The organism is Novosphingobium sp. (genome assembly GCF_965228995.1).
GTDB lineage: Bacteria > Pseudomonadota > Alphaproteobacteria > Sphingomonadales > Sphingomonadaceae > Novosphingobium.
Window position 1 is genome coordinate 2,326,813 of record NZ_OZ245852.1, and the last position, 26,565, is coordinate 2,353,377.

Genomic DNA, 26,565 nt, shown 5'->3' on the forward strand with positions numbered 1-26,565 from the left:
CGGAAGCGGGGTGAGACAAGATAATGGCGGCCGAAGCGCAGCAGTTCGAACAATTCGCCGGCCATCCCAAGGGGGTCTACTACCTAGCCTTCACCGAAATGTGGGAGCGCTTCTCATTTTACGGGATGTCCGCGCTGCTCACGCTCTACATGGTGAAAGAGCTGCTGCCGCTCCATGCGGGCAAGGTGCTTGGGCTTGGCGCGCTGCGGCACGGGCTCGAATTCCATGGCCCGATGAGCGATGTCGCCTTCGCATCGATCATCTATGGCTGGTACGCGGGTCTCGTCTACTTCACGCCGATCATCGGTGGCTGGGTGGCGGACCGGGTGCTCGGCCCGAAACGGACGGTGCTGATCGGTGTGCTGCTGATGGCCGCCGGGCACGCAGCGATGTCGCTCTACGAGAGCTTCGTGATCGCACTGCTGCTGCTGATCCTGGGGTCGGGCTTCCTCAAGGGGAATATCTCGGCGCAAGTCGGCACGCTTTACCCGCGCGAGGATGAATCGCGCCGCTCGCAGGGCTACACGATCTTTGCGACCGGCATCAACATCGGCGCAGCGAGCGGCCCGGTGGTGACGGGACTTGTTGCCGCGATCTGGGGCTTTCATGCAGGTTTCGCGGTGGCGGCGGTGCTGATGCTGGTGGCTATGGTCGGTTACTTGCTCGGCCAGCGCCATCTGCCCGATTTCAAGCCGGTCGCGACTGCGCGCGAGAAGGCACCGCCGCTCACGCCTGCCGAGCGCCGCCGCGTGGCGGTGCTGATTTTCGTCATCGCGCTCACCTTCCCGGCCGAGATCACTTATCCGATGGTGTGGAGCATCGGCATCCTGTGGGTCGATCAGTGGGTCAATCTGGTGACGCCGCTCGGCACCGTGCCTTCAAGCTGGTTTGCCGGCATGGATTCGTTCGGCTCGATTCTGGCCGCGCCGATCCTCGTGGCGCTGTGGAGCTGGCAGGCCAAGCGAGGGCAGGAGCCGGCCAACGTCACCAAGCAGGGCATCGGCACGGCCATCGTCGCGGGCGCGGCGCTGCTCTTCGCGTTCTCCAACCTTGGCGTGACCGAGCAGCACAGCGTCGGCGCTTTCTGGGCCGTTGCGGGCTGGCTCATCATGGGGCTGGGCTGGATGTACTACTGGCCGACCACGATGGCGATCGTCAGCAAGGCCGCGCCGCCGCGCGTCGCCTCGACCCTGATGGGGGTCGCGTTCCTCTCGCCCTTTGCGGCGCATGTCACGGCGGGCTGGGTCGGCAGCTACTTCGATGCCATGAGCCCCTCGGCGTTCTGGACGATGGATGCGGCCATCGGCGCGGTCGGTGCGGCGGTGATCCTGTCGCTCAGAAAGCCGCTGATCCGCGAGCTTGACGGCGCGCCGGAGCCATCTCGCTGATGGATGAGGCCGAATGGGAGGCGCGGGTGGACCTGGCGGCCGCTCACCGGCTGGCGGTTCATTTCGGCTATCACGAGGGCATCGACAACCACTTCACGCTGCTGGTGCCGGGCTTTGCGGACCGCTTCCTGCTCGCGCCGTTCGGTCTGCACTGGTCCGAAATCCGTGCATCGGATTTCCTCGTGGTCGATTTCGCGGGCAACAAGCTGGCGGGTGAGGGACCGGTGGAGGACACCGCCTTCCACATCCACGCGCCGCTCCATGCTTCCCGGCCCGATGTACGCTGCGTGATGCACACCCACATGCCCTATGCGACTGCGCTCAGCATGCTCGAGCGGCCGGAGCTCCTCATGGCGAGCCAGAACGCGATCGGCTTTGCCGGGCTCGTGGCGCTGTGTGACTATGCGGGCTTTGCGCTGGATAGCGGCGAAGGTCGGCGCATGGCGTCGGCGCTGGGCGAAAAGGCGGTGCTGCTCTTGCGCAATCACGGGGTGGTGACGATGGGCACCAGCGTCGCCGAAGCCTTCAATACGCTCTATTTCTTCGAGCGGGCGGCGATGACGCAGATCATCGCGCAATCGAGCGGGCAGCCCGTTCGGTTGGTGGGTAATCCCGTGCTGTCCACCACTGTCGAGCAATATACCAGTTCCGCAAAGGTCGAGGGGTTCGACCGGATCGAGCTGCATTTCGCGGCGCTGAAGCGCATGCTGGACCGGCAAGGCTCCGACTATGCGCGATAATCCCGGCGCGCGCATCACCACCGCGCCGTTGCTGATCGTCAGCCTCATGGCCACGAGCCTGTTCATCAACTACATCGACCGCGGCAACCTCGCGACCGGGGCGACGCAGATCCGCGCCGATCTCCATCTTACCGCGACGGCCTATGGCGCGCTCGCGGCGGGGTTCTACTTCGCCTATGCCTTCTGCCAGCTGCCCGCAGGCGCGCTGTCGGATCGGCTGGGCGGCAAGTTGGTGCTGGGGCTGGGCGCTTTGTTGTGGTCCATTTCCACCCTGATGACCGGCTTTGTGGGGGGCTTTTACGGCCTCTTCGTGCTGCGCCTGATGCTGGGCATGGGCGAAAGCGTGGCCTTTACCACCACCTCCAAGATCATCGCCAGCAATGTGCCGAAAGAGCAGATGGGCCTTGCCAACGGGCTGATCGGCTTCGGTTATCTCGTTGGCCCTGCGGCGGGCACGCTGATCGGCGGCATGCTGATGGCGCATTGGGGCTGGCGGCCGACATTCATGCTGTTCGGTGCGCTGTCGCTGCTGTGGCTGTTGCCGTGGAGCCGGGTGCAGATCCGCGAAGCAAAGCCAGCGGAAACGCTGGCGCGGCAGGCCGTGACGATGCGCCAGATTCTCTCCCGGCGGGCGCTGTGGGGTGCTTCGCTGGGGCACTTTGCTGGGAACTGGAACTGGTATTTCATCCTCGGCTACCTGCCGATGTACCTTGAAATGCAGCGCGGCTTTTCGAAGGAGCAGATGGCCGAGGTTGTCTCCAGCGCCTATCTCGTCAACGCGCTGGCCGCGCTTGCCGCAGGCTGGGCGTTCGACAAGCTGATCCAGCGCGGTTGGTCGCCCTCGCTCACGCTCAAGGCACCGCTGGCGCTGGCGCATCTGGCGGGGCTGGGGTGCATGCTGGCGATGCCGTTCATGCCGCTCGGGGCCTGCATCGCGCTGCTGTTCGTCTACGAGATCTTCCTCGGGTTCTCCTCGCCCGCTTACTTCATGATCCCGCAGATCATGGGCGGCCCGTCCGCCGCCGCGCGGTGGGTGGGGGTGCAGAACATGATGGGCAACATGCCCGGGATCATCGGCGTGTTCTTCGCGGGCGTGCTGATCGACGCGGGCGGCGGCTCATACGGCACTGCGTTCCTGCTGGCGGGGCTGGTCAACGTGCTAGGGTTAGTGGGCTGGCTGGCGATCCTGCCAAAGGTCGAGCCGGTGGATTGGGAAGCCGCCTAGCGGCCCTTCCACTCCGGCGCGCGGCCTTCGGCAAAGGCGCGGGGGCCTTCGAGTGCGTCATCCGATTTGAGCATGGCCTGGTAGGACGGGATGCAGTCGCTGCGCATCAGCTTGTAGCCGGCCTCGACTTCCAACCCTTCAGCTGCGCGCAGAATATCGCGCGCGGCGGTAATGGCGAGCGGGGCGGCGCGGGCGATGATCGTCGCCAGCTCCAGCGCGGCCTCGACAAGCGCTTCGCCCGGCACGACGCGGCTGGCAAGGCCGAGCGTTGCCGCCTCGTCAGCATCCATGCGCCGCCCGGTAAGGATCATCTCGCGTGCAATCCGCTCCGGGATGGCCTTGGGCAGGCGGAGGAGGCCGCCTGAGTCCGGGAGCATCCCCAGTTGCGCTTCGGGCAGCCAGAACTTCGCGGTTTCGCTCGCAACGATAAGGTCTGCCGCAAGCGCCAGCTCAAACCCCCCGCCGACAGCGAGGCCGTTGACCGCCGCGATCACCGGCTTGGTCAGGCTGAAGTATTCGGTCAGCCCGGCAAAGCCGCCGGGGCCATGGTCGGCATCGACCGCTTCGCCGTCATTGGCCGCGCCAAGGTCCCATCCCGCCGAAAAGAACCGGCCGGTGCCGGTGATGATGCCCACGCGCAGGGCCGGGTCATCGTTCAGCGCCTTGAATGCCTCGTAGAGCTCGTGGCTGGTCGCGACGTCGATGGCATTGGCCTTGGGCCTGTCCAATGTAATGATCAGGATACCATCACGGTTTTCGAGCTTAACGGCGCTCATGCTTCAGGCTCCCTCATGCGGATCAGCGCGTCCACGGCCATCGCGCCATGGGGCAATGCTAACAGCGGGTTCACGTCCATTTCTTCGAGCCGGTCCGCATGGTCCATGGCCCATGCGGCGATCCGGGTGATGGTATCGACCAGCGCTGGCATGTCGCAGCCGGGCTTGCCGCGATAGCCGGTCAGCAGCTTGTGGAGCGGCAAGCTGGCAAGCGCCGCTGCGATATCGGCAGGGCTCGCGGGGAGGAGAACTTGCGCCGTCTGCCGCAGCAGTTCGACAAAAATGCCGCCCGCGCCGATCGTGAGGTACACGCCAAACTGGGGATCGCGGCCCACGCCGACGATAAGCTCCGCCACTGCGCCGCTCACCATTTCCTCGATCAGGAACTGGTCCGATAGGCCTGCCATGCCCTCTGCCGCGGCGAGGATCGCCTCGCGGTCGGCAAGGCCAAGCGCGACACCGCCGACTTCGGTCTTGTGCGCAAGATCAGCACCTACAGCCTTGAGAACAAGCGGGAAAGGCGCGGGCAACTCGGCATCGACGAGTTCGGCGCGGTTCAGCACGACCCCTCGCGGTACTGGCACGCCGAAAGCACCGAGCGCGGCCTTGCTGCGCACTTCGTCCCAGACCTTGGCCTCGCCCGCACCGGGCTTGGTCTGCTGCTGGAGCGGGGCAGGGGCAGGCCGCTGCCACGCCTCGCCGATATGAGCGGCAGCGGCGATCGCGCGCAGGGCTTCGGCAAGGCCCGAAGCGGGCAAGATGCCCTCGGCGATCAGCTCGGCGGCCACGGCTTCGGGCATCGTTTCGGCAAGGCTGCTCGCCACGATGCGCACAGTGCCAGGCGCTGCCGGTTGAGCGCGGACAGCTGTGCGGAAGGCGGCGAGTGTCACGTCCCAATCGGCGGCGGTGCAGCGATCTGCGCGGGGGAAATCGAGGATGAGCAGCGCGGCCTCAAAGCCGGCCCTCATCAACGCGCCAAAGCACGCCGCCTGCGCTGCCTCATCGCCCCAGATATAGGTGTGGTAATCGAGCGGGTTGGCGACATGGACGCGCTCGCCGAGCACGCCTTCCAGCGCGGCCTGGGTGGCGGGCGGAAAGTCCGGCGTTTCAAGGCCGGCCGCTTCGGCGAGGTCGGCAGTCAGCGATGCTTCGCCGCCCGAACAACTCGCGCTTGTGATCCGCCGCCCGTGCAAGGGGCCCGCCACATGAAGCAGCTTCAGCGTTTCGAGGAAGGTCGCCGGATCGTGCGCGCGGGCGACACCGTAGCGGGCGAACAGTGCATCACACAGCGCATCGGCGCCCGCGAGCGAACTGGTGTGCGACATGGTCAGCGCCGCGCCTTTGGCCGAAGCGCCCGTCTTCAGCGCGACAAGCGGCACGCCCGCTGCGCGCGCGGCAAGGCAGGCCTCGGAGAAGCGCGCCACAGAGCCGAGGCCTTCGAGATGGAGGCCGATAGCGCTCACCCGTTCATCGGCGATCAGGGCTTCGATGAGGTCTGCCGGGGTCACATCGGCGCAATTGCCAACCGAAATGACATAGCCAATGGGCAACCCGCGCGCCTGCATCGTCAGGTTGAGCGCGAGGTTGCCGCTCTGGCTGACGATGGCGACGCCTTTCCCGCGGTCAATCGGCAGGCAGCCATGCTGATCGGGCCAGAGCGCAACACGGTCGAACAGATTAAGCATGCCATAGCAGTTCGGCCCGATCAGCGGCACGCCCTGCGCGGCACCGAGCAGCGCGGCCTGCCTCTCGCGGCCTTCCTCGCCGCTCTCGGCAAAGTCTGCGGCATAGCAGATCGCCCCGCCTGCGCCGCTCAGGTCCCCGGCCAGCGCGATGGTGGCGGGCGCCGGGGCGGCGATGAACACCGCATCCGGCGCAGCGGGCAGGGCGGCCATATCGGCGAAGCAGGGCAGGCCGGCCATCTCCGCGCGCTTCGGGTTGACCGGCCAGATCGGCCCGGCAAAACCGAGCGCTCGGCACTGGCGCACGGCTTCCTCGGCCGCCTTGCCGCCCACAATGGCCAGACTGCGCGGGCGCAGCAGGCGGGCCAGGCGAGTGGCGCTCATGCCTCCAGCGGGCGCAGCAGCGCGCGGCTGATGATGTGGCGCTGGATCTCGCTGGTGCCGTCCCATATCCGCTCGACCCGCGCATCGCGCCAGAAGCGCTCGATGGGGAGCTCATCCATCAGGCCCATACCGCCGAAGATCTGCAGCGCATTGTCGGTAATCCGCGCCAGCGCCTCCGAGGCGAACAGCTTCGCCATGGCCGCATCGGTATCGGTCATCGTGCCCTGATCGTCCTTCCACGCAGCGCGGAATGTGAGCAGTTCGGCCGCTTCCAGTTCGGTCTTCATGTCTGCCAGCTTGAAGCCGGTGCCCTGAAACTTGCCGATGGCCTGGCCGAACTGCTTGCGTGTCGCGGCCCACTGCGTCGCCATTTCGAGCACGCGCTGCCCGCGCCCGACCGAAGTTGTCGCCACCTGCAGGCGGGTCGAGCCAAGCCACTGGCCCATCAGTTCGAAGCCCTTGTCGAGCTCGCCGAGCAGGCTGGAGGCGGGCACCCGGCAATCCTCGAAGATCAGCTCGCACTGGTGATAGCCGCGGTGCGAAACGCACTTGGGACCGCGCCGGCGGGTGAGGCCCGGCGTATCGAAATCGACGAGGAAGCAACTGATCGTCTTCTTGCCGCCAGCTTCACCGGTGGCCGCGCACAGGATCACGAAATCGGCAACATCGGCGTGGCTGATGAAGTGCTTGGAGCCGTTGATGACGAAATCCCCGCCGTCCCGCCGCGCGAAGGTGCGCATCGAGCGGACGTCCGATCCGGCGTCGGGCTCGGTCATGGCGAGGCAGTCGTGCCGCTCGCCGCGGATCGTGGGGAGCAGGTACTCCTCGATCTGGTTGCCCTCGCAGCCGCGCAGGATATTGCTGGGCCGGGCGATCATCATCTGCAGGCCGTAGCTGGCGCGGCCAAGTTCACGCTCCATCAGCGTCGTATCGAACGTACCGAGCCCGCCGCCGCCAAGCTCGGCCGGCATGTTGACTGCGTAGAGCCCGAGCTCCTTGGACCTGGCGCGGATTTCTGCGGCCAGCTCGTCCGGCACGCTGTCGGTCTCTTCGACCAGCTTTTCGTGCGGATAGAGCTCGGCCTCGACAAAGCGGCGGACGGTTTCGACCAGCATCTGCTGTTCGGAGGAGAGTTCGAAATGCATCACTTGGGTTCCCGTCTAATTCCGATGGAGCGGCCCACCTGGCTCGGGCTTTCGAGCCCGGCGTGAGCGGCGAGGACAGCATGCACACGCGTGTGCAGGTCCGGCGGCATGGGGGCGGAGCGGCCTGCGGTCATATCGACATGCACCAGCATCTGCTCGCCAGTTGCCAGCAGCTCGCCCGTCTCGCCGTGGTGCATGGTGTGGAAGATATGCAGGCGCTTGTCGTCCGCATCGATCAACTGGAGCGAGAGATCGAGCGGATCGCCGAGGTGCGCTTCGGCGAGGTTGAAGATCATCGTCTGCACGGTGAACAGCGAATGCCCCCCGGCGCGATAGGCCTCGTCGATGCCGATCTTGCGGAAGAACGCGTCGGACTGATCCCCGAAGACGAGGAGATAGCAGCTCTCGCTCATGTGCCCATTGTAATCGACCCATTCGCGCGGGACGGTGGGGCGGATCAGCCTCAGCGGGGCGGGGATGACTTCGCCGGGCTGGAACGGGTTGGCGGCAACGCCTTCGAGCGGCGTGGTGAGGCCGTGGGTTTCACTGGCCGCCATGGTTCGGCTCCTTCGTGTTCCAGGCGCAGACGCCAGCGGTGGTGCCCTTCGGAAGATCGGCTGCCTGGACGAGGCCGGGAAGCAGCCTTGCCCGGCCCTTGGTGCAGACCAGCGTCTGGCTGCCGTAGCCCGCGACATCAAGCAGCACCTGATCCCAGTGCCGGTACTGCACGTCGTGTCCTTCGCCGGGGTAGCGGCGGAAGGTCACCCTCCCGGCGACCGTGCTGGCCCAGAACTCGCCCTGTGCGGGAGGGACGACCTTGTCGGCCTCGCCATAAGTGAAATAGGCCGGTGCGGGGAAAGCCTTGACGGGTGCGGGCGCGTCACAGAAGCGGCGGTATTCGCGCACGACGCCGCGGGTATCGCCGTGCTGTCCGGCAATGAAGTAGGCATGCGCGCCTTCATCGGCAGCGCGGTCCACGAAGCCGCGCACTTTGGAAGCCATGCCTTCGGGCGGCTTGGCCTGAAAGACGCGCGGGGCGCCGGTCTGTTCGGTGAGGTTTGCTTCGAGCGCCGGGAGCGGGGCCGAGCACATCGAACTGTCTGCCGGTGCCTGCGCGATGGCCGCCAGCATGTGCCAAGAGGTGATCCGCTCCGGCATCGCGGCCGCGATATGCCCGGCGTAGGCGCCACCGCCGGAAATCGCGACGAGCGAGAATTGGCCGATCCCGAGGTGGCCGAGAACCTGCTGCACCTCGCTGGTGTAGTCGGCGAAGGTCCAGTTGGGATCATAGGCCGTATCGCCAAGCCCATTGCGTTCGACAGTGATGATGCGGACCTTGAGCCGCCGGCGCAGCGTATCGAGAAAGGCGACCAGTTCGGCAGCGCGGCCGCTGGTGCCCGCGCCGCCGACGAACAGCATGGGGCGCCAGCCCGCTTCACCGGTATCGGTGTAGTGGACCGTGCGGCCCTCACTGGTCTTGAGGCTTGATACCGGCGTGCCGATGGAATCGAACCGGTCCGGGAATGCGATCGGCTTTGCCATGGCGGGCGCGGCCATAAGCGACAACGCCAGGGCCGCAAGACGCAGGTTCATCGTACGGGCTCCGTTTCGAGGTTGGCATCGAGCGCGGGGATCTGCGCCAGTTCCCTCGCAAGATCGAGATTGCGGCAGAGCAGCAGGTAGACCGCCGCCGAGACCGGCAGGCCCACCAGCATCGAGATATCCGCGCCGCCGAGGCTGCGCGCGACCGGGCCGACGTAGAGCGCGGTCTTGAAGAAGGGGATCATCGCGATGAAGCCCGAGGCATAGGCCGTCAGCCCGCGCCAGTTCCAGCGGCCATAGATGCCGTCTGCCATGAACATCGCGCGGATCGAATAGTGCCCCTTCCGCACGAAGAAGAAGTCGGCAAGGTTGATCGCGGTCCACGGGGTGAACAGGTAGACGAGGATGCCGAGGAACGCCTCGAGCCCGTGCAGCACATTGCCGCCCATCGTGAGCGAGAGCGAAAGCGACGCGATCAGGCACACGACCAGCGCGCTGAGCCTTGCCGGAGCGCCGAGCCGAATGGGCTTGAGGCTGTCGATCACGCTCAGCAGCGTGAGCGAGGAGCCGTAGAGATTGAGCGAGGTGATGGTGATGAGGCCGAAAAAACTGCTCGCCAGCATGATCATCCCGAACCCGCCGAACATCGCGTCCGCGCTGCGGCGAAGCGCGACGACGATATCGGGATCGGTAAACGTCGCCCCGGCAAACGCCCCGACGAGCATCATCCACGTGCCGCCAATGAACGCGCCGCAGAAGGTCCACAGGAATGCTGCCCGGATGCCCACCTCGCGCGGGAGATAGCGCGAATAGTCCGAGACATAGATCGACCAGCTGAGCTGGTAGCCCGCCGCTGCGAAGAACTGGACAAGGAACAACGTCGGCTTGAATTCGCCGGGCCTGAGCAGCGCGGCAAGATTGGCGGTGGCGAAGAACCCGGCGGTATAGACCGCCAGCGCCGCGAGCATGATATAGGCCAGCACACGCTGGGTCCGGTGGATGAGATCATAGCCGATCCCCGCCACCAGCGCCGCCACCACTCCGAAACCAATGATCGCGGGCACTTCGGGCAGGCCGACGAGTTCCTTGAGCGTGCTCGCTGCCAGCGACTGGTTGAGCGCGTTGAAGCCGATGTAGGTGACAAGCGCCACGATCCACACCAGCAGCGCGCCGATATAGCCGAACTGCGGGCGCGACTGGATCATCTGCGGCAATCCGAGGTGGGGCCCTTGCGTGCAGTGGAGCGCCATCAGCACCGTGCCAAATGCGCAGCCGCCGATCACCGCGAGGCTCGACCAGAACAAGTCGAGCCCGCCGACCACACTGATCGCCCCCGTAGCGAGCGTAGCAAGGTGCGCATCGCCCATGAACCAGACCGGCCAGAGATGGTTTACCTTGCCGCGCCGTTCGGCGAGGGGGACGTAATCGATCGATCGGCTTTCAACCAAGGCCATGCGGCGTCACTCTCCCCTGCCGGCTGATCTGGATCCCAAGACCATCCCCCAACCCCGTCCATGCTGAGCTTGTCGAAGCACTGTTCTTCTTGTTTGAGCGCAGCGCAAGGCCACAGAAAGAAAGAGCAATCCTTCGACAAGCTCAGGACAGACGGAGTGGGGCGAACTGAACTGCCTTAACCCGGCATCTTGATCTGGCGACCCATGCCCTCTGGCGGGGGCAAATGGGCCTGGCCTGCGACGAGAGCAACGGCGGCTTGCTGCATCGCCTCGGGCGCCGGCGCAGACTTCTCGGCAGCAGCATCGACGTGCACCAGCATATGCTCGGCAGTGGCGATGACCACCGCTTCTGCCCCGCGCACCATTTCGTGGAAGAGGTGCAGCCGCTTGGCATCGGCGGCGAGCACGCGGGTGTGCACTGCGACGTCGTCTCCCAGTCGGGCCTGCCCGAGGTGGCGGATATGCGTTTCGACCGTGTACCACGAATTGCCCGCCGCGACGTAATCCGCGCCCGCGCCGATGGCGGCGAGCACCACGTCGGTCGCATCACCGAACAGCTTCAGGTAGCAATATTCGGTAAGGTGCTCGTTGTAATCGATCCATTCGGGCTGGACCGGTGTCGTGATCGTGAGCATTCGCCCGTCTTCAAGGAGCGAACCGATGGCCGGGGCATCGCTCTTGCCCGCCGCCGCAAGCCGCGCCCGGTGTGCGCGGGCGACCTGGCCCGAGGCGAAGTCGTTGCGTTCGAGCGCATGGGTCAGGTCGACAAGGCAATCGTCGCGCAGCTTTTCGTAGGTGCGCAAGTCGATGCCGCCAGCTTGTTCGTCGCTCTGGCGGGCGATGGTATCAATCAGTTCGTCGGTCAGCTTGGGGCCGATCAGTTTGGTCCACGGCCACTCCATCGATGGGCCGAACTGGTGGAGGAAATGGCGCATGCCTTCCTCGCCGCCGGCGAGGCGGTAGACGAGGAAGGTGCCCATGAACGACCAGCGCATGCCCGCTCCAAAACGGACCGCATCGTCGATTTCGGAAGCGGTGGCCACGCCATCGTTGATCAGCCACAGCGCCTCGCGCCAAACGGCCTCGAGCAGGCGGTCAGCGATGAAGCCGTCGATCTCCTTGCGGACGTGCAGGACCTTCATGCCGATCCGCGTGTAGACGGCGGCGGCAATGTCCTTGGTCTTCTGGCTCGTCTGGTCGCCGCCGCAGATTTCAACAAGCGGCAGGAGGTAGACCGGGTTGAACGGGTGGCCAACCACCAGCCGGTCAGGCCGCGCCATGGCGGACTGAAGTTTCGTCGGCAGGAGGCCCGAAGTTGATGAGCCGATCACCGCGTGGGCCGGCATCGCGGCGTCGATCTCGGTCAGCAGGCGGATCTTGAGATCCTCACGCTCGGGCAGGCTTTCCTGGATGAAATCGGCCTCTCGCACCGCATCCGCGATGCTGGCGGCAAACGTCACGGTTCCTTCAGCTGGCAGGGCATTGCCAAACAGCCGGGTCAGCGCGCGGCGCGCATTGGCGATGACCGCGCCGGTCTTGCGCTCGATTTCGGGATCGGGATCGTAGATCGAAACGTCGATCCCATTGAGCGCGAAGCGCGCGGCCCAGCCGGCACCGATCACGCCGCCGCCGACGATGCCGACCCGGTTGATCTCTGGGCGAATGTCTTGTGTCATGGCTCGCAGGTCCTCAGCGCTTCTGCAGCTTGAGCTTGGTGCGCACTTCGGCCGGGGTCAGAATTCGTGCCCCCATGGCGGTGAGGATCTGCGCCGCGCGCTCGGTAAGCTGACCATTTGTGGCGAGCTGGCCCTTTCCGAGATAGAGGTTGTCCTCCAGCCCCACGCGCGCGTTGCCCCCGGCCAGCGCCGCCATGGCGACGAAAGGCAACTGGTTGCGCCCGATCGAGAAGCCGCTGAACACCGCGCCCGGCGGCAGCTGGTGGACCATGGCCATCGTCGTCAGCGGATCGTCCGGCGCGCCATAGGGGATGCCCATGCACAGCTGGATCATCACCGGATCATCGAGCAGCCCATCACGGATCATTTCCTTCACGAACACGAGATGCCCGGTATCGAACACTTCGAGTTCGGGCCGCACGCCGAGCCGCTGCACTTCGGCTGCCATCGTGCGCAGCATGCCGGGTGTGTTGGTCATCACGTAGTCGGCTTCGGCAAAGTTCATCGTGCCGCAATCGAGCGTGCAGATTTCGGGCAGCAGTGCCTGCACGTGGAGCAGGCGCTCCATCGGGCCGACCATGTCGGTTCCGGCGGGATCGAGCGGGAAGGGGTTCTCGCCGGGGCCGAACACGATATCGCCGCCCATTCCGGCGGTGAGGTTGATCACGACATCGGTGTCCGACGCGCGAATGCGCTCGACCACTTCGCGGTAGAGCGAAACATCGCGGCTGCCCTTGCCGGTTTCGGGATCGCGCACATGGATATGCGCAATGGCCGCGCCCGCCCTGGCCGCTTCGATCGCGGCATCGGCGATCTGCGCAGGCGTGATCGGGAGGCCCGGGTGCTTGTCGGCCGTGTTGCCCGAGCCGGTAACGGCGCAGGTGATGAACGTCTCGAAATTCATGGGGCTTCCCTCTCTGCCTTTACCGCAGAGCTTAATCGGGCCGGGCGGGATTGAAACGACGAATTGGGCCCATGCCTGAAAATCGGGGCCAGCCCCAGTATTCCTAATGGTGCGGCAAAGCGCCGCTCATACTCCCAGCATCCGCGCCATCGCGCCGAGCAGGTCGCGGGTAAAGGCCTTGGCTGTCTTGGCTTCGGCCATGGCATTGAAGGCGTGGATTGCGCCCGGATAGGAATGCAGCTCAACCGGCACGCCTGCCTTCACGAGGCGCAGCGCGTAGTCGAGGTCTTCGTCGAGGAACAAGTCGAGGCTGCCGGTGCCGATCCATGTCGGCGGGAGGCTGGCAAGGTCATCCGCGAGCGAGGGCGAGAACCAGCCCTTGTGCGCATCGTCAGCGGCGTAGTCACCGCGCAAGGCTTCCCAGCCGAACTGGTTGTGTGCGCGGGTCCAGACGAATTCACCGGTCACCGGATTGCCATAGGGGCAGGCATCGCCTCCGGTGCGGTGATCGAGCATGGGATAGGTCAGGAACTGCGCGGCGAGCGCGGGCCCCCCGAGATCGCGCGCCATCAGGGCAGTCCCGGCAGCGAGACCGCCACCCGCGCTTTCGCCCGTGATGCCGATGCGCGCCGCATCGATGCCGAGTTCGTCGGCGCTCGCGGCAAGCCACTTGAGCGCGGCGTAGCAATCCTGCTGAGGGGCAGGGAAGGGGTGTTCGGGTGCCAGCCGATACTCGACCGAGGCTACCGGAACCGCGAGCGCGGCCGCAATGCCGGAGGGCGCCTGCTGCATGGACCGCGCCGAGCCGATGACCATGCCCCCGCCATGGATATGGAGCAGGGCCGGGCGGCCGGATGTGCCGGGCGCGGGATCGTACCAGTAGACCTCGAGCGGCTCGCCATCGCCTTCGATCACCTTGATCTCTGGCGCTATCGGCGGCGCGCCGACAAAGGCGAAGCGGCCTTCCGATTCCGCGCGGATCGTGGGGAGCGCCTCACGCGTGAAGGCCATCGCAGGCAGAAGATCGATCAGCGGCAGGAAATCGGGATCGACGAGATGGCGGGTGGTCATCGTGGGCATCCTCGTGCGGCATGTGCTTGTGCTCTTGTGCACTTCATCGCGGGGCAGGTGCTGCTCGGCAAGGGGCTTTGTGGCAAGCGTTTCGCACCGCGCGCAGAGTGCATGGCGGCGGTTGTGTTTGCATCGGCAGGGGCGCAGAACCGCTGGCAGACCTTGTGGGAGAGACCATGACGACCGTCCGCGAGGCGACTTTCGCCCTGCTCGAAGCCTATGGAATGACGACGATCTTCGGCAATCCCGGCTCGACCGAGCTGCCGATGTTCCGCGATTTTCCGAAAGCTTTCCGCTATGTTCTGGGCCTGCAGGAATCCGTCGTGCTGGGAATGGCCGATGGCTATGCGCAGGCGACGCGCAATGCAGCGCTCGTCAATCTGCACAGTTCGGCAGGAACCGGGCACGCGCTCGGCAATCTTTTCACTGCCTTCAAGAACCAGACACCGCTGGTGGTGACCGCCGGGCAGCAGGCGCGCTCGATCCTCCCTTACGAGCCGTTCCTCTTTGCCCAGCAGGCGACCGAGTTTCCGCAGCCTTTCGTGAAATGGGCCTGCGAGCCGGCGCGGGCCGAAGACGTTCCGGCGGCGATTGCGCGGGCCTACCATGTCGCGATGGAGCCGCCGTGGGGGCCTACCTTCGTCTCGGTGCCGATCGACGATTGGGATCAGCCCTGCGAGCCGATCCCCGCGCGCCGCATGTACGCTCGCAACCCCGGCGATCCGGCCGCGCTGGCCGAGGTGGCAGCGGCGCTGGCAAGGGCCGAAAAACCGGTGATCGTGGTGGGGGCAGGTGCCGCGCGTGATGGCGCGTGGGATCAGGTGATCGCGCTCGCCGAACGGCATAGTGCCGGCGTGTGGGTCGCGCCGCTATCCTCGCAGTGCAGCTTCCCCGAAAACCATCCGCTGTTCCGCGGATTTCTGACCGCCGGACGCGAGGCAATCGTCGAGAGCCTTGCCGGACATGACCTCATCCTCGCGCTGGGCGGTCCGATGTCGCTCTACCACGTCGAGGGGTTCGGGCCGCATGTGCCGGCGGGCGCAAGCCTTTGGTTCATCGGCGACAATCCGGTCCATGCGGCATGGCTGCCCGAAGGTAATGCCGTGGTCGCGAACTGCCGGCTCGCGGTTGAGACGCTACTCTCCGGCCCAGCGCCGCTGCGCCGCGATCCGCCGCTGCAACTCGCACCGCTGCCGAGACTGGATGGCAGTGTGATGACCGATGCCTACTTGCTGCAGCAGGTCGCCGCGCTGCGCCCCAAGAGCTCGATCGTGGTCGAGGAAGCCGCCTCCAGCCGGGGCGCGATGCATGATCGCCTGCCGATCACGGAGCGCGACACGTTCTACACTACGGCGAGCGGCGGACTTGGCTATGGCCTGCCCGCCGCCATCGGTACCGCGCTTGCGCGGAGCGGTGACAAGGTCATCGCGGTGCTGGGTGACGGGGCCAGCATGTATGCGATCCAGGGGCTTCATGCAGCCGCGCAGCTCGGCACGCCGGTGAGCTTCGTGATCGTCCGGAATGGCCGCTACGAGGCGCTGCACAGTTTCGGGCGCCGCTTCGGCATGCAATCGCTGCCCGGAACGCAGCTGCCCGAACTCGATTTCTGCGCGCTGGCGCAGGCGCAAGGCGTGGCCGCGCGCCGGGCGGAGACGGCGGGCGAGCTTGATGAAGCGCTGAAATGGTCGTTTGCCGCCGATTTCCCGAGCCTTGTGGAGGCCGTGGTCGACTAGGAGGAGGGGATTGCCATGACGGTGCCAAGCGGAGCATTCATTCAGGTCTGCCACGTGGTGGACAACCTTGAGGCGGCCTGCACGCGCTACAACGCGCTGTTCGGCATGGGGCCGTTCATCGGGGGCGGGCAGGGCGTGCTGTCCGATCATGTCTATCGCGGCCAGCCTGCCGAACCGATCCGCATCCGCGGCGTCTTCGTGCAGAGCGGCGATCTCAATATCGAACTGGTGGAGCTGGTTTCGACCGGGCCGAGCGCGTTTCACGATATGTATCCGGATGGCGGCCGCGAGCGGGGTGGGGGCATCCACCATATGGCGATGTTCTGCGCGGATTACGAGGGCACGCGCGACCGCTATGTCGCGGCGGGCATGCCGGTGGCGAGCGAGTTCATCGTCAGCTTCGGCGCGCAGATCTGCTACATCGATGCGCGCGCCACTATGGGCCACATGATCGAGCTCTACCCGGAGAGCGATATCATCCGCGGCATGTACGCCCGGGCGCGCCATGAGTCAGAAAACTGGGATGGCAAGCAGCTGATCATACCCTGGTAGGCCCCGCTCAGCTCAGTCCTGCCAGCAACCCTCGGCGAGGAACCGCGCCATGCGTGCCTCATCCGCGCTGACATCGAGCCCCTGCGCTGCCAGCCATTCGTCGCTGTAAAGCGTCGAAGCATAGCGTTCGCCCGAATCGCACAGGATCGAGACAATCGCCCCGTCCTCACCGCGCGCTGCCATTTCGCACGCGATCCTTGCGCAGGCGACGAGGTTGGTGCCGGTGGAGCCACCGACCCGCCGCCCGAGATGGCGCGAAAGCGCCCGCGCGGCGCCGATCGAGGCGCGGTCGTCCACCACTTCGGCGCGGTCGATCACGCTCGGAACGAACGAGGCTTCGACGCGCGGGCGGCCGATACCCTCGATATGGCAAGGCTCACCGCTGCCGGCGCTTTGCGCGCGGTCATGCCAATGGCGGTGGAATGCGGAGGAAGCCGGATCGGCAAGGCACAGCCGGGTGGGATGGCGATAATAGCGCAGGAAGCGGCCGATGGTGGCTGATGTGCCGCCCGTTCCTGCGCCGCAAACGATCCAGGTCGGCACGGGATGCGGTTCGCGGCGCATCTGGGTGAAGATGCTTTCGGCGATATTGTTGTTGCCGCGCCAATCGGTCGCGCGTTCGGCAAAGGTGAACTGGTCGATATGGTGCCCGCCGCAGTCCGCCGCGATGCGCGAGGCAACGGCGTGGACGGTGCCGGGATCAGCTACCGGGTGGCAGGTGCCGCCCAGCGCTTCGATCGCGGCAATCTTCTCGCGCGCGGTGCGCTGCGGGATCACCGCGACGAAGGGCAGGCCGAGCATGCGCGCGAAATAGGCTTCGGAAACCGCGGTCGAGCCGGAGGAAGCTTCGACTACCGTGGTATCCGGTCCGATCCACCCGCTGCACAGCGCGTGGAGAAACAGCGAGCGGGCGAGGCGGTGCTTGAGGCTGCCGGTCGGATGGCTGCTCTCATCCTTCAGGTAGATCGCGATGCCGGGGAGCGCGGGCAGCGGCACCGGCAGCAGATGCGTGTCGGCGGAACGGGCATAATCGGCCTCGATGCGCCCGATCGCCCAGTGGACCCATTCTTGATCAAGTGGGGCCTGATCCTGCCGTGCCTGCATTCCAGCCGTTCTCCCTTGGCGGCCCCGACCGGGCCGGCTCCGGCTTAGGCGAGGGGCGAGGGCGGCTCAAGGCCGGTTGCGGACTTCCATGCGGTGCGGAGCGCTTCGGGATCGCCCGAGCCGAAGACATAGTGATCAGGCCGGACGAGGACCGCTTCTGCAGCGTGCCGGTCGAGCCAGCCGGTGAGCTTGTGGGCAAAGGGGGCAAGGGCCTGCCCTGGCAGCGCATCGCGGGTGATGAGCAAAGCGTCGCCGCCAAGCGTGTCGTCAAGCTTCGTGCCGCCGCTTGCCATGGCTTGCGGGAAGTACCCGCCCGCGTCCGCGCTGCCTGCAAGGATTGCTCCGGCCGAGATCGGCGGATAATCGGGCGGCGTGGTCGGCAGCTTGCCCAGCGCGCGGCCGATGCGCATTCTGGTGTCGCGCAGGAAGGCCGCCCAGCGGCTCGTGGTACAGACCATGCGGCCCATCATGATCGCCATTGCGATGGTTGCGCGCAAATTGGGTTCGCGCTCGGGCTGGTAGGTGCCGAGCAGGCTGTCCGGCGCGCCGTGCCTGATCACGGCGGCAAGCTTCCACGCAAGGTTCGCGGCATCGCGCAGGCCAGAGCACATGCCTTGTCCGGCGAACGGCGGGGTCTGATGCGCGGCATCGCCGGCGAGGCAGACCCGGCCCTTGCGCCAGGTGCGGGCGATGCGCGCGCGGAACGTGTAAACCGCCTTGCGCTCAATGCGCACCGCGCCTTCGACGTTCCAGGGCCTCAAGAGCTCTGCGATAAAGGCGTCTTCGCTGACTTGCTCGGGCGTCTCTCCCGGCAGGATCATGAACTCCCAGCGATGCCGACCCTCGCCCATCAGCACGCAGGTCGTCGGGCGCCGGGGATCGCAGATCTGGAGATTTGCGGTGGGCAGGCGCGCGGGATCATCCACCAGCACGTCAACGACCAGCCAGGGTTCCTCGAAATCGAGATCATCGAACGCGATCCCCATCGCCTTGCGCACAGGGGAACGCGCTCCGTCCGCACCGACGAGCCAGCGCGTGCGGATCGTGCGCGGGCCCTCGGGCGTGGCGATCTCGGCAGTCACGCCCTCCTCGTCCTCGGTGAACGCGCCAAGTTCCCAGCCGCCATGAAGCACGGCATGGGGACAGGCGGCGAGGCTGGCGCGCAAAGCGCGTTCGACCGAGGGCTGGTGGATCATGTTGGCGCCCGGCCAGCCGCCGGGGCCGATGCGGTCCGACCCCTCGAAGCAGAGCAGGACCTCGCCCCGTGCGTTGCGGAACTCATAGCGAGAGGCGCGGCGGCTGGTGGCCATCACGGCATCGGCCGCACCGGCTTCCTGCAGGATGCGCATGCCTTCGTGATCGATGTGCGCAGCCCGCGGCAGCGGGTAGATCTCCGCTTCCTTCTCGGCGACGATCACCTTCACGCCGCGCTTTGCCAGCAGGATCGCGAGCGTGACCCCGGTGGGCCCGCCGCCGGCGATCAGGACGTCGCAATCGAAGGCCATGCGCTTACCTTTCTGCGATCATCGTGCCTTCAATGGCGCCCAGCTTGTCGATCTCGCAGCGCACGACATCGCCGGCCTTGAGGAACTGGCGCGGATCCATCGCGGCGCCAACACCGCCCGGCGTGCCGGTGAAGAGGCAGTCTCCCGGCTCCAGCGTCATCCCGACAGAGAGGTGCTCAACCTGCTGCCAGATATTGAATACGAGATGCGACGTATTGGAATCCTGACGCTTTTCGCCGTTCACAAAGCAGCGCAGGCCAAGCTCATGAGGATCGCCCACTTCATCGGCGGTGACGATCCACGGGCCCATCGGCGCGTGGGTATCGAAGCTCTTGCCCAGCGACCATTGGGGTGAGGCGTGCTGCCACATGCGTTCGGTCACATCGTTGCCTACACAGTAGCCGAAGATCGCGGCCGGCGCGTCGGTGGCGGAGAGATGCTTGCCGCCTTTGCCGATCACCGCGACAAGTTCGACTTCGTAGTCGGTGGTCAACTGGTCCTTGGCGATCTCGATTTCGGCGTAGGGCGCGTTGACGCTGGTCTGCGCCTTGGTGAACCACACTTGCCGCTCGGGCGTTTTCATATTCGATTCAGCGATATGATCGGCATAATTGAGGCCGATGGCGAAGATCTTGCCGGGCCGCTGCACCGGAGCTTCGAGTGTCACCTCGGCGAGGGGAATGCCGCCGCCCGCTGCTGCCTTGGTGGCAAGACCGTCCTTCAGCGCATCCCAATCGCGGATCAGGTCGATCATCGTGCCCTCGAAGCCAGTGTCGATGATCGTGCCCTCGGCGACGATCCCGGTGCGGGTACGGCCAGCGACGGTGTAAGTGGCGAGCTTCATGCGGCGGTTCCTTCGTGTTTGCGGCGGAAAAGACGCAGCACGCGCAGGCGCAGCGCCATGAACATGGCAACAAGACCGGCCGGCGGGGCGAGGCGGCCTGCCTGCACGGGATGCGGCGAGCCCCACTGCACTGCAAGCAGCGCCTGCATGGTCTGCTTCTGAGGTGGATCATTGGCGGTGAACAGATCGCCGTCGGTCCAGTGTTCAAGCTCATTGCCGAAGGGATCGAGCCAGTAGTCGAAGATCTGGCTGCCCATGATGTGGCGGCCCACCCCCCATGCAGGCTTGCGCCCGGCCGCCTTGAGGTGCTGGTGACCAAGCATCAGGTCATCAAGGTTGGCGACTTCGAACGCGGCGTGAAGCAGCCCCGGGGGGCCGGGCAGCTCGGCGAGGAACAGCGTGTGGTGATCGCTCGGCACATTGCCGCGATCGCAGCGCAGGAAAGCGCCGAGGGGTACGCCCTTGGCTGCTTCCACCTCGTCCGAAGTGAGGAGCCCGAAGCGCTCCTTGTACCAGGCTTCCGACTTGCGGAAATCGCGCACGCGCAGGACGGCGTGGCCGATGCGCTGGATATGGGCTGGAGCGGACGGGAGCCGCAAGGGGGCCCGCATCCGGGGCTTGGCAGCGGCCGTGTTGCGCGGGGGATCGGTAAAGGGAAGGGCTGGCGCGCGGACTTGCTGTCCGGCGACGACTTCAACCCGGTAGCCATCCGGGTCCACCAGCCTCACAATGTGGCCGCCGCCAGGTTCGCCCAGCGTTTCCACCGCCACGCCTTCAGCGCTGGCCAGCGTTTCAAGATCGGCGAGCGATGCGGCGCGCAGTCCCACTGCAAGGAAGCGCGCCTCGCCGTGCTCTGTCACGTGGAGGAAGGGGCGGCCATCGCGGCCGCGGCCGTAGAGCCGTCCGGCTACCTCGAAGGTTTCGAACCCGAAATCGTTCAGAAAGCCGCGCATCATGGCAAGATCGGGCGCGGCGAAGCGGACATGCGCGATGTCTTCGATCCTGATCGTTGGCACGGCGCCCTCTCCCGGCTGGCTCGCGAATGCAGATCGCGCGAGTCGTACTTGACTATATGGTCAAATACCTTGCATCTGACCATATAGTCAAGTACGGGAGGTGCATGCCTTCACATCCCGCCCTTTCGCCCCCGACACTGTCTCCCAGGGCCGCCAGAACACGCCGCGCGTTGATTGCTGCCGGCTTCGAGCTGCTTGCCGAAAAGCCGATTGATGCGATCCCCATCGATGAAGTCGTGGCACGGGCTAGCGTAGCAAAAGGCAGCTTCTTCAATCACTTTTCTGATAAAGCTGCCTTTTCATCTGCGATCGCCGACGAAGTGCGGCGCGAACTTGAAGATCGCATTACCCTTGCCAACGCCGGGGTTGCGGATCCCCTTGTGCGGTTGGCCGGGGGTATGCGCGAAGGCGCGCTATTGGCGCTCGCGCAGCCCAAGCGCACGATCGTACTCCTGCGCAGCAATGCGAGTTCCACGCTCAGTTCGCATCCCCTCAATCAGGGGCTGGTGGACGACGTCGACGCCGCGCTGGCAGCCGGGTTGCTTCGCGGTGCGGCGCGGAAGGGCGGCGTGCTCTACTGGCTCGGTCTGTGCCAGATGCTGATTGCGAACTTTGTCGAGGAGCGTCCCGACCGCGATTCCGCGAGGGAGCGGCTTGGCTCGATGCTGGTCCTTGGCCTGACGGGCCTCGGGGCAGATCCGGGGCAGGCGGAGGCGATTGCGGAAGCGGCCTGCACGGCGCTTTAGGCAGGATCGCGCAGCACTACGGTGAGGTGCACCTTAAGCGTTTCCAGCGGATCGGCATTGGCCAGCCCGCGCGCCATATCGAGCGGGGCGTGCCAGTAATCACCTGCGGCGACGGGATACGTCTCATCACCGAGCGTCGCGAGGCCGCGCCCTGAGATGATATAATAGAATTCCTCATAGGCGCCGGTGCCATTGCGATCATCGGCGTAGTGGACATGGCTGCCCTCTGCAGCGCCGGGCGGAATTTCGAGGATCAGGAAGCGCGTGGGCGTGCCTTTTCCGGCGAAACGGAAATGGCGGACGGTGACGCTCCCGGGGCCGCCGCGCATTGCCGCCACAACTTCGCGGCCATCGCGGTCGTTCTCGATCGGGCCATCAGGCATGCTCTCAGATCGAACCCAGTTTCATGAAGAACGACCAGCGGTCGGCGCGCAGTTCCTCGGCGGTCATTGAGGTCAGATCCTGCAATTCGTTGCGCAGTGCGGTGCCGAGGCGCTTGATCGTCTCGGCATGGTTGCGGTGCGCCCCGCCCACGGGTTCGTAGATCACCTTGTGGATCACGCCGAGTTGCATGAGATCGGGCGCGGTCATCTTCATGGCTTCGGCCGCATCGGGCGCGCGGTCTGCACCGCGCCAGAGGATCGAGGCGCAGCCTTCCGGCGAAATGACCGAATAGACTGCATGCTCCAGCATCAGCACGCGATTGGCGCTTGCGAGCGCCACCGCGCCGCCCGAGCCGCCTTCGCCGACGATCACCGCGACCAGCGGCACGCCGATCTCAAGGCATTTCTCGGTGCTGCGCGCGATGGCTTCGGCCTGTCCGCGCGCTTCGGCATCGACTCCGGGAAAGGCGCCGGGGGTATCGACCAGCGTGATGACCGGCAGGCCGAACCGGTCGGCCATATCCATCAGGCGGATCGCCTTGCGATAGCCTTCGGGCCGCGCCATGCCGAAATTGTGCCGGAGGCGCGAGGTCGTATCTTCGCCCTTGGCATGGCCGATCACCATGACCGGGCGCCCGCCAAGCCGCGCAAAACCCCCGATGATGGCTTGATCGTTGCCATAGAGCCGGTCACCGCCCAGCGGCAGGAAGTCTTCGAACAAGCCTTGCACATAGTGGACGAAGTGCGGTCGCGACGGATGCCGGGCGACTTGCGTGCGCTGCCACGGGGTCAGCCGCGCGTAGATATCGCCGAGCTGGCGGTGTGCCCGCTCGTCAAGCATCAGGGCCTCGGCCTCACTCTCCCCCGCCTCGCGGAGCGCGGCAGCGCGCTTCGCGAGGGCTTCGACCGGCTTTTCGAACGATAAGTATTCCATCAAACCGTCATCGACATCCCGCGATAGATGCGCGCACGATAGCGCGAATCCTCGGCATCCGGGAGGGGGGTGCCGACGAGGAGCACGGCGCGGGCAAAGCGGCGGACTTCCTCGATATGCTCATCAAGATCGCGCGGCTCTTCCGAACGGACACGGCGGGTGAGGTTGATCTGGTTGACCGGCGCGCCGTGGACAAGGCGCTCGTTCTCCACGGCCAGCGTGGCGGTGAACGAGTGCAGCGTCGTCTTGATGAAGTTGGCCAGCGCGAAGGCCGGGCTCTTGTCACCCATCGGCACATCGGGCGAGACGAGGACAAGCTGGCAATCATCATAGAGCGAGGCCTTGCGAGCGACGCGGAAGTGATTGGTCAGATTGTCCGCCACCAGCGCGCGGAATTCCTCCGGCGTCAGCAGCGCGTCAGTGGCGAACAGCCGGGTCGGCAGCGGCTGCATGGGGGTGGAGACGATCGTGGTGGGGTGGCCCCAACGGCGGATCGCCTCGTCCATCGCGGCTTCGATACCGCCGTCCAGCCCGACATATTCGAGCGGCGGGTTCTCGATATCGTCGAGCTGATCCTTGAGCGCGGTGAACGCGCCCTCGGTGCCGGTCATCATCACCACACGCGCGACATGGCAATCGGCGATGAACTGACGCGCCGTTTCCGCGAGGTAGTCGGTGAGGTGTTCCCCGATCATCCACACGGTGCGGCCGCGCATCTGGTCGAGCCGTTCCTGCTTCGGGCTGCCAAACAGTTCGCGCTCGGTGGTTGAACGTTCGACGCTGAGGCCGCCCGATGGCATGAACGTCTCGCCCGAGACGGCACGGTCGGCGAGGAAGAACACCGTCGCCTGCGCCACGTCGGTCTCGGTCGGCATCTTGCCGAGGAAGAGCTGCGAAAGCACGCCAGTGCCGACTTTCTTGGCCTCCACCGCGATCTTGTCACCAGGGAGGAAGGGTTCGTCCTCGGGCGGGGCCTTGAGCAGCCAATCCCGGTTTGCCTCAGACGTATCGGGCCGCTCGCTCCATTCCGGAGAATCGAGGAAGTAGCCGGCGCCGCGCAGGCGCGCGACGAGCTTGGCGGCGATATCCGGCGTCATCAGATACCGGTCCCAGGTGCACACGCCGTCGCCCTCGCGCGCGCAGGCCAACGCCAGCTCGCGGATCTCGCGCGGGTTGTTGGTATCGTGCGACATGCGGACGGTATCGTTGCGGGCAAGGCGGCCGAGCAGTGCCTCGACCCGCACCCCGCGCCGGAGCGACTTCACCGCCGCGGCATGGATCGCGTTGAGGCGCTTGTTGGCAAGGATCAGCTTGCCGCGCCGTTCGAACAGGCCGGGCTTGCCGCCGGTTCCGGCCAGGCGGTCGCCATCGACGGGGCCGGGGGCAATCGCGTTGAACTGCACTTCGGGCCCGAGGTAGCGCGCCATCGATTCGACCATCGCGCGCTGGCCGGACTTGGACGCGGCATAGTCGGCGCGGTTGGGATAGGCGACCGCGAGGTACTTTTCGCCGCCGAAGTAGGACGAGACGTTGAGCACGTAGCCCGAGCCTTGCGCCTTCATGATTGGCACCACGTGGTGCATCAGCGTGAAGTTCGAAATGAGGTTCGCGTCGAGCGTGTAGTTCCAGGCATCGAGGCTCATGTCGACGACCATCTCTTCCGCGCCCGCAACGCCGGCGTTGTTGATCAGGTAGTCGATCCGTCCGAAGGCCTTGATCGTGGCATCCACGGCGGCCTTGAGGCTATCGAGATTGCTGACGTCCATGCCGGCCATGGTCTGCACGCGGCGTTCGACCCCGGCAAAGCCGATGTCCTCAAGCTCGCTGACGATGCGCGCGCGGGCCACCGCGAGTTCGCTTTCCCGCCGGGCGACCATCATCACCTTGCCGCCAGCGAGCGCGAGCAGGCGCGCGACCTGGCCGCCGATGCCTGCCGAACCGCCGGTGATGAGCGCGACCTTGCCAAGGTGGAGGCCGGTGATGTTCTCGCTGAAGCCCGCCATCGCCTTGCGCGCGCCCGTCGCCTCGCCAATGCTGCGCGGCACGTAGAGCGTGACTTCGGCGATCTTGCTTTCCTTGATCAGCACGCGCGCGGCGTGCCCGGCGGCAAAGCGGGTGTTCTCGCTTTCCGCATTGCTGAAGCGCACGATCTGGTTGCCCCATTCGCCCTGACGGCGGCGGCCATGGGCCACGTCGATCTCGCTCTCGTCGCGCCAGATGCGGATGAGCTGCTCGATCGCGGCGCGCAGCACGTTGGCGTAGACGTTGTCCTTGCCGTCGCTGGCGTTCGACATGAAGATGAACCGGGGCGGCTGCAGCAGCGAGCCCTGGCGCTTCCAGTAGCGGCTGAGCGTGCGGGCAAGGGCCATGGCGCCGACGAGTTCGACATCCATGAAGGTGTCGATCATGTCGTCCTCGGCATCGACGAGGCGGCCGCCGAACTCGCCCGGGCCGAACACCGGCATGAAGATCGCACCGGTGATCGGCGAGTTGCTTTCGGTATAGGCGGCCAGCGCGGCCTCGATGGTGGCGGGTTCGGTCCGGTTGAAGCGCACGATAGTGAGCGCGTCCCCGATCCCTTCCGCCTTGGCGCGCGCCTGCGCGATGGCGACGTCGGCCTGGCGCGGCACGCCGAGGAGGACATTGGTGCCGCAGTTGATCTGGATCCTGGCGATCTCGAGCGCTTCCTCCCAGCCTTCACCAGCGGCGATGAGAATGGCGAGGCCCGCGCCGTCCATCGAGCGCATGGTGGGGCGGGCGAGGTAGGTCGAGCGCTCTTCCTTGCGCACGGTCATGCCGTGAGTGACTTCGAAATCGTGGCCGTTGTAGGCAGCAGATTCGTCGCTGCCGAGGAACACGCAGGTCGTCGCGATATCGTCCGGAACCGGGAACGTCTTGGCCTTGGGCGCGCCGCCGGTACTGCGCTCCAGCGACATCATGTCGAAGAACGTGTTCGCGGTGGTGCCCTGCTCGTCGCCGCGCATGGTGTCCATCGCAGCGAACACGGTGCGGATCCGCTCGCTTTCGATCGGGCCGGGGAAGACGAGATTGACGCGGATGCCGCGGGGGCCAAGCTCTAGCGAAAGCTCGCGCGACCACGCATTCATCGCCGCCTTGGGGACGACATAGGCCGCACGCGCGTAGTAGGGCGTGCGCGAGAAGATCGTCGAGACGTTGATGATCGAGCCGCCCTCGGGCATCGCTGCGGCAACCGTGCGGGCAAGGTTCCACGCGACACCGAAGATGTTGCGCATCGCTGCCGGAACGGTCTCCGTATCGGTGGAACCGCGCTTCTGCAGAGCGGCTAGCTCCCCCTCGTCAAACGGAAGCTGCTCGATCGGCTGCTTGGGACCGGCCGAACCCGCGTTGTTGACGAGAATGTCGATGCGGCCAAAGCGGCTGACCACATCGGCCACGCCGTCGCGCACGGACTGCGGATTGCCGCCATCGAGAATGACCGTGGCAAGGCGCGAGGCATCGACGCCGCTCGCCGCGCGCATCGCTTCGGCAGCGGCTTCGAGGCGCGTTTCGGTGCGCCCGGTCATCACCACGGTGGCGCCTTCGGCAAGATAGTGCCGCACGATATAGCCGCCGAGGTTGCCGGCGGCGCCCGTGACGAGGGCGATCTTGCCGGCGAGCCGGCCGGTTGTCGCCGGTGTGCCTGCGGGCGCTTCGAGCGGCGCGGGGGCGATAGTCTTTGCCTTGGCCATGTCACTCTCCTGAATAATGCGCGCGTGGATCTGCGCGCCGGTTTGAGGTGG

The 26,565-nt window shown here is 66.0% G+C and carries 22 protein-coding genes; 6 read left to right on the plus strand and 16 right to left on the minus strand.

What is annotated here, in order from left to right; translation table 11 throughout:
• Window positions 1-23: 23 nt before the first annotated feature.
• Genes ACO056_RS10810 through ACO056_RS10820 form a run of 3 tightly spaced genes read left to right on the plus strand, consistent with a single transcriptional unit; the run spans window position 24 to window position 3,353 of the window.
• Window positions 24-1,388 carry a peptide MFS transporter gene (locus ACO056_RS10810; RefSeq protein WP_421846557.1) on the plus strand — a complete coding sequence of 455 codons (1,365 nt, stop codon included), beginning with the start codon at window positions 24-26 and terminating at the stop codon, window positions 1,386-1,388.
• Window positions 1,388-2,128, plus strand: a complete 741-nt coding sequence (locus ACO056_RS10815) for an aldolase (protein WP_421846559.1) — start codon at window positions 1,388-1,390, stop codon at window positions 2,126-2,128. Before ACO056_RS10810 ends, ACO056_RS10815 begins: the two co-directional genes overlap by 1 nt.
• The gene (locus tag ACO056_RS10820) at window positions 2,118-3,353 is read left to right on the plus strand and encodes an MFS transporter (RefSeq protein WP_421846561.1); all 1,236 of its coding nucleotides are present in this window, start codon (window positions 2,118-2,120) and stop codon (window positions 3,351-3,353) included. The genes ACO056_RS10815 and ACO056_RS10820 overlap by 11 nt, the downstream gene beginning before the upstream one ends.
• On the opposite strand, the gene ACO056_RS10825 is transcribed toward ACO056_RS10820, so the two are convergent.
• From ACO056_RS10825 to ACO056_RS10865, 9 genes are all read right to left on the minus strand, one after another.
• Window positions 3,350-4,129, minus strand: coding sequence for an enoyl-CoA hydratase-related protein (locus ACO056_RS10825; protein ID WP_421846563.1), 780 nt, complete (start codon window positions 4,127-4,129; stop codon window positions 3,350-3,352). The genes ACO056_RS10820 and ACO056_RS10825 overlap by 4 nt on opposite strands.
• Complete coding sequence (locus tag ACO056_RS10830; protein WP_421846565.1) at window positions 4,126-6,195, minus strand: acetate--CoA ligase family protein; 2,070 nt, start codon at window positions 6,193-6,195, stop codon at window positions 4,126-4,128. Before ACO056_RS10830 ends, ACO056_RS10825 begins: the two co-directional genes overlap by 4 nt.
• Window positions 6,192-7,340 carry an acyl-CoA dehydrogenase family protein gene (locus ACO056_RS10835; RefSeq protein WP_421846567.1) on the minus strand — a complete coding sequence of 383 codons (1,149 nt, stop codon included), beginning with the start codon at window positions 7,338-7,340 and terminating at the stop codon, window positions 6,192-6,194. The genes ACO056_RS10830 and ACO056_RS10835 overlap by 4 nt, the downstream gene beginning before the upstream one ends.
• On the minus strand, window positions 7,340-7,897 hold the full coding sequence (locus ACO056_RS10840) for a thioesterase family protein (RefSeq protein ID WP_421846569.1): 558 nt from the start codon (window positions 7,895-7,897) through the stop codon (window positions 7,340-7,342). Before ACO056_RS10840 ends, ACO056_RS10835 begins: the two co-directional genes overlap by 1 nt.
• On the minus strand, window positions 7,884-8,933 hold the full coding sequence (locus tag ACO056_RS10845; RefSeq protein WP_421846571.1) for an alpha/beta fold hydrolase: 1,050 nt from the start codon (window positions 8,931-8,933) through the stop codon (window positions 7,884-7,886). Before ACO056_RS10845 ends, ACO056_RS10840 begins: the two co-directional genes overlap by 14 nt.
• The gene (locus tag ACO056_RS10850; RefSeq protein WP_421846573.1) at window positions 8,930-10,336 is read right to left on the minus strand and encodes a purine-cytosine permease family protein; all 1,407 of its coding nucleotides are present in this window, start codon (window positions 10,334-10,336) and stop codon (window positions 8,930-8,932) included. The genes ACO056_RS10845 and ACO056_RS10850 overlap by 4 nt, the downstream gene beginning before the upstream one ends.
• 176 nt (window positions 10,337-10,512) lie before the next feature.
• Complete coding sequence (locus ACO056_RS10855) at window positions 10,513-12,012, minus strand: carnitine 3-dehydrogenase (RefSeq protein WP_421846575.1); 1,500 nt, start codon at window positions 12,010-12,012, stop codon at window positions 10,513-10,515.
• Window positions 12,013-12,025: 13 nt separating this feature from the next.
• Window positions 12,026-12,916 carry a 3-keto-5-aminohexanoate cleavage protein gene (locus tag ACO056_RS10860; protein WP_421846577.1) on the minus strand — a complete coding sequence of 297 codons (891 nt, stop codon included), beginning with the start codon at window positions 12,914-12,916 and terminating at the stop codon, window positions 12,026-12,028.
• A 126-nt stretch (window positions 12,917-13,042) separates the two neighbouring features.
• Complete coding sequence (locus ACO056_RS10865; RefSeq protein ID WP_421846579.1) at window positions 13,043-13,987, minus strand: alpha/beta hydrolase; 945 nt, start codon at window positions 13,985-13,987, stop codon at window positions 13,043-13,045.
• Window positions 13,988-14,163: 176 nt separating this feature from the next.
• On the opposite strand from ACO056_RS10865, the gene mdlC reads away from it, so the two are divergent.
• On the plus strand, window positions 14,164-15,720 hold the full coding sequence (gene mdlC / locus ACO056_RS10870; RefSeq protein WP_421846581.1) for a benzoylformate decarboxylase: 1,557 nt from the start codon (window positions 14,164-14,166) through the stop codon (window positions 15,718-15,720).
• 15 nt (window positions 15,721-15,735) lie between these two features.
• A complete protein-coding gene (locus ACO056_RS10875) occupies window positions 15,736-16,272 on the plus strand; it encodes a VOC family protein (RefSeq protein ID WP_421846583.1) in 537 nt (178 codons plus the stop codon).
• 12 nt (window positions 16,273-16,284) lie between these two features.
• Here the strand turns inward: ACO056_RS10875 and ACO056_RS10880 are convergent, their stop codons facing one another.
• Genes ACO056_RS10880 through ACO056_RS10895 form a run of 4 tightly spaced genes read right to left on the minus strand, consistent with a single transcriptional unit; the run spans window position 16,285 to window position 20,741 of the window.
• Window positions 16,285-17,376 carry a PLP-dependent cysteine synthase family protein gene (locus ACO056_RS10880; protein ID WP_421846585.1) on the minus strand — a complete coding sequence of 364 codons (1,092 nt, stop codon included), beginning with the start codon at window positions 17,374-17,376 and terminating at the stop codon, window positions 16,285-16,287.
• Between the two features lie 44 nt (window positions 17,377-17,420).
• Window positions 17,421-18,881 carry a bifunctional 3-(3-hydroxy-phenyl)propionate/3-hydroxycinnamic acid hydroxylase gene (locus ACO056_RS10885; protein WP_421846587.1) on the minus strand — a complete coding sequence of 487 codons (1,461 nt, stop codon included), beginning with the start codon at window positions 18,879-18,881 and terminating at the stop codon, window positions 17,421-17,423.
• A gap of 4 nt (window positions 18,882-18,885) precedes the next feature.
• Entirely contained in the window at window positions 18,886-19,725 is an 840-nt protein-coding gene (locus ACO056_RS10890) for a fumarylacetoacetate hydrolase family protein (protein ID WP_421846589.1), read from the minus strand.
• Window positions 19,722-20,741: a VOC family protein gene (locus ACO056_RS10895; protein WP_421846591.1), complete on the minus strand. Its 1,020-nt coding sequence runs from the start codon at window positions 20,739-20,741 to the stop codon at window positions 19,722-19,724. Before ACO056_RS10895 ends, ACO056_RS10890 begins: the two co-directional genes overlap by 4 nt.
• Before the next feature lie 26 nt (window positions 20,742-20,767).
• Here ACO056_RS10895 and ACO056_RS10900 point away from each other — a divergent pair, with 26 nt between their 5' ends.
• A complete protein-coding gene (locus ACO056_RS10900; protein WP_421846593.1) occupies window positions 20,768-21,487 on the plus strand; it encodes a TetR/AcrR family transcriptional regulator in 720 nt (239 codons plus the stop codon).
• On the opposite strand, the gene ACO056_RS10905 is transcribed toward ACO056_RS10900, so the two are convergent.
• The 3 genes from ACO056_RS10905 to ACO056_RS10915 are packed head-to-tail and all read right to left on the minus strand — an operon-like array spanning window position 21,484 to window position 26,514.
• Window positions 21,484-21,870 (minus strand): cupin domain-containing protein, encoded by a 387-nt coding sequence (locus ACO056_RS10905; RefSeq protein WP_421846595.1) that lies wholly within the window; start codon window positions 21,868-21,870, stop codon window positions 21,484-21,486. The two genes, ACO056_RS10900 and ACO056_RS10905, sit on opposite strands and share 4 nt — an antisense overlap.
• A 4-nt stretch (window positions 21,871-21,874) precedes the next feature.
• Window positions 21,875-22,807 (minus strand): acetyl-CoA carboxylase carboxyltransferase subunit alpha, encoded by a 933-nt coding sequence (locus ACO056_RS10910; RefSeq protein ID WP_421846597.1) that lies wholly within the window; start codon window positions 22,805-22,807, stop codon window positions 21,875-21,877.
• Window positions 22,804-26,514: an SDR family NAD(P)-dependent oxidoreductase gene (locus ACO056_RS10915; RefSeq protein WP_421846599.1), complete on the minus strand. Its 3,711-nt coding sequence runs from the start codon at window positions 26,512-26,514 to the stop codon at window positions 22,804-22,806. The genes ACO056_RS10910 and ACO056_RS10915 overlap by 4 nt, the downstream gene beginning before the upstream one ends.
• Between the last annotated feature and the right edge of the window lie 51 nt (window positions 26,515-26,565).

Bases quoted from the DNA above. Each gene is read 5' to 3' on its own strand.
- ACO056_RS10865 (WP_421846579.1), bottom strand. From the start codon at position 13,987: ATGACCACCCGCCATCTCGTCGATCCCGATTTCCTGCCGCTGATCGAT.
- ACO056_RS10855 (WP_421846575.1), bottom strand. From the start codon at position 12,012: ATGACACAAGACATTCGCCCAGAGATCAACCGGGTCGGCATCGTCGGC.
- ACO056_RS10905 (WP_421846595.1), bottom strand. From the start codon at position 21,870: ATGCCTGATGGCCCGATCGAGAACGACCGCGATGGCCGCGAAGTTGTG.
- ACO056_RS10830 (WP_421846565.1), bottom strand. From the start codon at position 6,195: ATGAGCGCCACTCGCCTGGCCCGCCTGCTGCGCCCGCGCAGTCTGGCC.
- ACO056_RS10845 (WP_421846571.1), bottom strand. From the start codon at position 8,933: ATGAACCTGCGTCTTGCGGCCCTGGCGTTGTCGCTTATGGCCGCGCCC.
- ACO056_RS10890 (WP_421846589.1), bottom strand. From the start codon at position 19,725: ATGAAGCTCGCCACTTACACCGTCGCTGGCCGTACCCGCACCGGGATC.
- ACO056_RS10825 (WP_421846563.1), bottom strand. From the start codon at position 4,129: ATGAGCGCCGTTAAGCTCGAAAACCGTGATGGTATCCTGATCATTACA.
- ACO056_RS10835 (WP_421846567.1), bottom strand. From the start codon at position 7,340: ATGCATTTCGAACTCTCCTCCGAACAGCAGATGCTGGTCGAAACCGTC.
- ACO056_RS10875 (WP_421846583.1), top strand. From the start codon at position 15,736: ATGACGGTGCCAAGCGGAGCATTCATTCAGGTCTGCCACGTGGTGGAC.
- ACO056_RS10850 (WP_421846573.1), bottom strand. From the start codon at position 10,336: ATGGCCTTGGTTGAAAGCCGATCGATCGATTACGTCCCCCTCGCCGAA.
- ACO056_RS10810 (WP_421846557.1), top strand. From the start codon at position 24: ATGGCGGCCGAAGCGCAGCAGTTCGAACAATTCGCCGGCCATCCCAAG.
- ACO056_RS10900 (WP_421846593.1), top strand. From the start codon at position 20,768: ATGCAGATCGCGCGAGTCGTACTTGACTATATGGTCAAATACCTTGCA.
- ACO056_RS10840 (WP_421846569.1), bottom strand. From the start codon at position 7,897: ATGGCGGCCAGTGAAACCCACGGCCTCACCACGCCGCTCGAAGGCGTT.
- ACO056_RS10915 (WP_421846599.1), bottom strand. From the start codon at position 26,514: ATGGCCAAGGCAAAGACTATCGCCCCCGCGCCGCTCGAAGCGCCCGCA.
- ACO056_RS10860 (WP_421846577.1), bottom strand. From the start codon at position 12,916: ATGAATTTCGAGACGTTCATCACCTGCGCCGTTACCGGCTCGGGCAAC.
- ACO056_RS10885 (WP_421846587.1), bottom strand. From the start codon at position 18,881: ATGGCCTTCGATTGCGACGTCCTGATCGCCGGCGGCGGGCCCACCGGG.
- ACO056_RS10820 (WP_421846561.1), top strand. From the start codon at position 2,118: ATGCGCGATAATCCCGGCGCGCGCATCACCACCGCGCCGTTGCTGATC.
- ACO056_RS10880 (WP_421846585.1), bottom strand. From the start codon at position 17,376: ATGCAGGCACGGCAGGATCAGGCCCCACTTGATCAAGAATGGGTCCAC.
- mdlC (WP_421846581.1), top strand. From the start codon at position 14,164: ATGACGACCGTCCGCGAGGCGACTTTCGCCCTGCTCGAAGCCTATGGA.
- ACO056_RS10815 (WP_421846559.1), top strand. From the start codon at position 1,388: ATGGATGAGGCCGAATGGGAGGCGCGGGTGGACCTGGCGGCCGCTCAC.